This window comes from Protofrankia sp. Cr1 (genome assembly GCF_963555865.1).
Taxonomy (GTDB): domain Bacteria; phylum Actinomycetota; class Actinomycetes; order Frankiales; family Frankiaceae; genus Protofrankia.
Genome location: NZ_CAUVXO010000002.1, coordinates 42911 through 46460, shown reverse-complemented (window position 1 = coordinate 46460; position 3550 = coordinate 42911). Strand labels below are relative to the sequence as shown.

Below are 3550 nucleotides of genomic sequence, written 5' to 3'. Positions count from 1 at the left end.
CGGGCAGTCGGGACGTACCTGAGGTAGTCGGTCCTACCCGACACGACAACTCTGTGTAGAGCCGCCCCGGACTCGGGATGTGTTTTGCTCGACGTCCGATTCGTGTTCACTTCCGTTCATCCTTCGTTCATGCTGTATCGCTTCGATTCTCGCCGGCACCCCGGTCCGGGGGCGGACAGAACGGCGCCATTGCGCTGAAGACGAAGGGTCGCTTGTGAACACAGCGAAACGTCAGGTTGCGGTCATGGGCCTTGCGATGTCGGCGGTGCTGGGGGTGGCTGCCTGCGGTTCCGACAACACGGCGGCACCGAGCTCGACGGCCGGCACCGCCACGGGCGCGATCTCCTGCGCAACCGGGTCGATCACCGCCTCGGGCTCGACTGCGCAGAAGAACGCGATGGACGAGTGGGTCAAGAAGTACCAGATTGCGTGTCCCGGATCGTCGATCAACTACCAGGGCGTCGGCTCCTCCGCCGGCAAACAGGCGTTCGTGGATGGCAAGATCGATTTTGCCGGTTCGGACTCGGCGATCAGCGGTGACCAGGCGACCAATGCGGCCAAGCGCTGCACCGGCGGGCAAATCGTCGACCTGCCCATGGTCGCCGGGCCGGTCGCGGTGATTTACAACCTCTCCGGTGTGAAGGACCTGCAGCTCTCCGCCTCGACCTTGGCAAAGATCTATTCTGCCGCGATCACCAAGTGGAACGACCCGGCGGTCGCGGCTGACAACCCCGGCGTGACGCTGCCCAGTTCGCCGATCGTCCCGGTGCACCGTTCGGACGGTTCGGGTACCACGGACAACTTCACCAAGTTCTTGGACGGCGCTGCCAAGAGCGACTGGACGTTCGGTTCCGGTTCGGACTGGAAGGCCCCGAGCGGTCAGGGCTCCAAGGGCAGCGACGGCGTGACCTCGACGGTGAAGTCGACCGCCGGCGCCATCGGCTATGTCGAGCTCTCCTTCGCGGAGAACGCGAACCTGTCGACGGCAAAGATTAAGAACGGCGCCGGTGAGTATGTGGCGGTGAGCACCGAGGCGACGTCCAAGGGTGTGAGCACGGCCAAGGTCGCCAGCGGGAACGACCTGAAGCTGACCTTCGACTACGCGGCGACTACGCCCGGTGCCTACCCGATCTACCTGGTCACCTATGAGATCACCTGCACCAAGGGTCTGGCAGCGAGCCAGGCCACGCTGGTGAAGTCCTTCCTGACCTACACATCCTCCACCGGTGGTCAGGCCGCCATCGCCGATCTCGGATACGCCCCGCTGCCGACCGACCTTGCCGCGAAGGTGAGCTCGGTCGTGGCGACCATTTCATAATCATTTTTCTGCACTCCGGCCAGGGCCACGGGTTCTGACCGGGACGACCACGCCGGTGTGCCCACTCGCCACGAGGCGGGTGGGCACACCGTCCGACACCACTTGTTGGGAGGCATGATGAGCAGTGAGTCGGACGGCCAGGGCACAGGCTCGCCGAGCGACGACGCGCCGCTGGCGGTCAAGGAGCCCATCAGCAGTAGTGCGCATGCGCGGGTCAGCCCCGGGGACGTGTTCTTCAAGAATCTGACTCGCACTGCCGGCATCAGCCTGCTTGTTCTCATCGCGGCGATCGCAGCCTTCCTGGTGCTTGAGGCGACCAGTGCACTGCAGGCCAACACCGGAAACTTCTTCACGACGACCGAGTGGTTTCCCAACCAGTCTCCGCCGTTTTTCGGAATCGCGGCGCTGTTGTTCGGAACGTTGCTCACAGCGATCATTGCAATGGCCATCTCCGTGCCGGTGGCGGTCGGCATCGCGCTGTTCATCACGGTATACGCCCCGCGACGCCTTGCCACGCCGCTGGCGTTCATCGTCGACCTGCTGGCAGCGGTCCCCAGCGTCGTTTTCGGGCTCTGGGGTCTGATTGTTCTCGTCCCGCGGATGAATGGCCTGCAGGAGTGGCTCACCGACTACTTCGGCTGGATCCCCTTGTTCAGTACGGATGACGGCCTCGTCGGACGGTCCATCTTCGTCGCCTCCGTCGTCCTGGCTATCATGATTCTGCCGATTGTCGCCGCGATCTCCCGCGAGATCTTCCTTCAGGTGCCGACCGCGCATAAGGAAGCGGCGCTCGCACTCGGCGCGACCCGTTGGGAGATGATCCGAACAGCGGTACTCCCGTACGGCAAGCCTGGCGTGATCAGCGCGTCGATGCTGGGACTCGGCCGGGCGATGGGTGAGACGATCGCGGTCGCGCTGGTCCTTCCCGCGTCATTCGGAATTTCCTGGCACGTCCTGTCACCGGCCGGCAACACCATCGCGGCGAATGTGGCGAACGGTTTCGGTGAGGCCAACGAGGTCGGGAAGGGGGCTCTCATCGCCTCCGGCCTCGTCCTGTTCATCGTCACGATGCTTGTCAACATAATGGCCCGTGCCGTCATCGCCCGTCGGCGTGAATTCTCGGGGACCGCCGCATGAGTACAACGACTGTCGCCCCGGCGACCAGCCCCGGCGGCATTGACCTGACCGGTCAGAAGCTGCCGATGACCACCCTGGCGGCTATCGGTGCCGGCGCCGTCGTGGCCACCATCTTGCTGTACGTCGTGGCACCGATAGACAGCAAGATTCAGTTCGTACTGATTGCCGTTTTGTTCTACCTGATCGGCCAGAGCGTGGCGTCCACCATGGTCGAAGGCAGCCGAAAGGCCGTCGACCGGTTCGTCACGACACTGGTCTATCTCGCCTTCCTGCTCGCGCTCATCCCGCTGGTCGCAGTGCTGGCCAGTGTGATTGCCAAGGGCGCGCAGCGGATCAACTACGACTTCCTGACCACCTCCATGCGAAACATCGGGGCGCGGGACGCCGGCGGCGGCATCTACCACGCTCTGATCGGAACCCTGGAACAGATCGCACTGGCCAGTCTCTTCGCGGTTCCCTTCAGCATGCTGGTCGCGATCTATCTGGTCGAGTACGGTCGCGGGCGGATCAGCCGGACCATCAGTTTTTTCGTCGACGTGCTGACCGGTTTGCCTTCGATCATCGCAGGTCTGTTCATCCTTTCGTTCTATCTTCTCGCGCTCGGCCAGAAGCCGTCCGGTTTCGCCGGTGCGCTCGCCCTGACCATTCTGATGATTCCCATCGTCGTGCGCTCCACCGAGGAGATGCTCAAACTCGTCCCGGACGATCTTCGCGAGGCCAGTTATGCGCTGGGTGTCACCCGGTGGCGAACCATCCTCAAGATTGTCATACCGACGGCTCTGCCTGGCATTGTGACCGGTGTCATGCTCGCGGTGGCCCGTGTCGCCGGCGAAACGGCGCCGCTGCTGCTGACCGTCTTCGGGACCGACTCCATCAATTTCAACCCGTTCTCCGGGCCGCAGTCGGCACTCCCGCTTTACATCTATGCGCAGGCTGGCGCACCGCAGCAGGTGGCCGTCGACCGGGCCTGGGCCGCCGCGCTCACGCTCATCGTCCTCGTGATGCTGCTGAACATCATCGCCCGGATGGTTGCCCGGTTCGCACGGGTTCGGTGATCGGTCATGCTGTCGCCGTCGCCCGTGCCTATCGTATTTT

Annotated in this window: 3 protein-coding genes; all 3 read left to right on the top strand. The window is 63.7% G+C overall.

Features of this window, described 5'->3' with window-relative positions:
* The first annotated feature begins 244 nt into the window (after window positions 1–244).
* The 3 genes from pstS to pstA all read left to right on the top strand — a co-directional run bounded on the left by pstS (window position 245) and on the right by pstA (window position 3510).
* Window positions 245–1318, top strand: coding sequence for a phosphate ABC transporter substrate-binding protein PstS (pstS, locus tag U9980_RS00820; protein WP_416210098.1), 1074 nt, complete (start codon window positions 245–247; stop codon window positions 1316–1318).
* A gap of 117 nt (window positions 1319–1435) precedes the next feature.
* Window positions 1436–2455 (top strand): phosphate ABC transporter permease subunit PstC, encoded by a 1020-nt coding sequence (gene pstC / locus U9980_RS00815; protein WP_322750545.1) that lies wholly within the window; start codon window positions 1436–1438, stop codon window positions 2453–2455.
* On the top strand, window positions 2452–3510 hold the full coding sequence (pstA, locus tag U9980_RS00810; RefSeq protein WP_322766245.1) for a phosphate ABC transporter permease PstA: 1059 nt from the start codon (window positions 2452–2454) through the stop codon (window positions 3508–3510). The genes pstC and pstA overlap by 4 nt, the downstream gene beginning before the upstream one ends.
* Window positions 3511–3550: the final 40 nt, after the last annotated feature.

Bases quoted from the DNA above. Each gene is read 5' to 3' on its own strand.
- pstS (WP_416210098.1), top strand. From the start codon at position 245: ATGGGCCTTGCGATGTCGGCGGTGCTGGGGGTGGCTGCCTGCGGTTCC.
- pstC (WP_322750545.1), top strand. From the start codon at position 1,436: ATGAGCAGTGAGTCGGACGGCCAGGGCACAGGCTCGCCGAGCGACGAC.
- pstA (WP_322766245.1), top strand. From the start codon at position 2,452: ATGAGTACAACGACTGTCGCCCCGGCGACCAGCCCCGGCGGCATTGAC.